This is a genomic window from Limosilactobacillus avium (assembly GCF_947381485.1).
Lineage (GTDB): Bacteria > Bacillota > Bacilli > Lactobacillales > Lactobacillaceae > Limosilactobacillus > Limosilactobacillus avium.
In genome coordinates, this window is record NZ_CANCWN010000080.1 from 1 (window position 1) to 1,014 (window position 1,014).

Below are 1,014 nucleotides of genomic sequence, written 5' to 3' on the forward strand. Positions count from 1 at the left end.
AGCCTTGTTACCTGCTTCGTTGGCAGTCTTTTGTGCGTCAAGGTATGCTTGGTGAGCAGCCTTGTAAGCAGCAGCAGTCTTGTAATTAGCTGCAGCAACATTTACATCATGTTGAGCGCCCTTAAGATCACTTTGTACCTTGTCAAATGCTTGTTGTGCAGTAGTTAAGGCACCTTGTGCAGCAGTAACAGCAGCAGGAGTGTCTAATACGGCTTGAGCATTAGTCTTTGCTGTAGCAGTTGCAGCTTGTGCATCGTTCCAAGTCTTTTCAGCAGCTTGTTCAGCTCCATCATTCCATTCGCTTGGATTATTGATGTTTTCCTGCTTGGCATCCATGTAATCATTGTATGCCTTTTCTTCTTTCTGTTGAGCGGTCAGGTAAGCATCGTAGTTGTTCATGTTGTTCAGAACAGCCTTAGCGTTGTAAACGGCCACCCGCATTTCATGGGTAGGGTTGTGACGGTTAGCACTGATTGCTCGTTGATATGCGTGCTCAGCATTAGCCTTAACTTGGTCACGAGCTGTCTTAGAAGCAGTTGCCTTAGCAGTTGCATCGTCCCAAGCCTTCTTAGCAGCTTGTTCAGCTTCGTCATTCCATTCGCTTGGATTGTTGATGTTTTCTTGCTTGGCATCCATGTAATCATTGTATGCCTTGTCAGCAGCAGCAGTATCAGCGTTGGCTTGGTCTGCAGCTTGCTTGTATTGGTAAAGTGGGTTGTTTTGAGCAGCCTTTAATCCATTTTGAGCATTTTCAAGAGTAGCCTTGTCAGCATCGTATGCCTTCTTAACAGCATTGTACTTGTTAATAGCAGCAACGTTAGCGTCGTGAGCAGCAGCTAATTTAGCTGCAGCGTCAGTGTCGTTACCTTGTGCCGTAGTTTCAGCGTTCCGTGCTTCGTCGAATGCCTTTTGAGCAGCAGCAGCTTCTTCCTTAGCGGTGTTCAAAGCAGCTTCAGCCTTTTCAGCTTCCTTTTCAGCATTAGCAACGTTTTGTTCTGCATCTTCTACAGAACC

The 1,014-nt window shown here is 46.1% G+C and carries 1 pseudogene; it reads right to left on the reverse strand.

The annotated features are described in order from the left end of the window. Positions 1–1,014 (reverse strand): annotated as a pseudogene (locus QOS01_RS10380) (hypothetical protein); the annotation flags it as partial.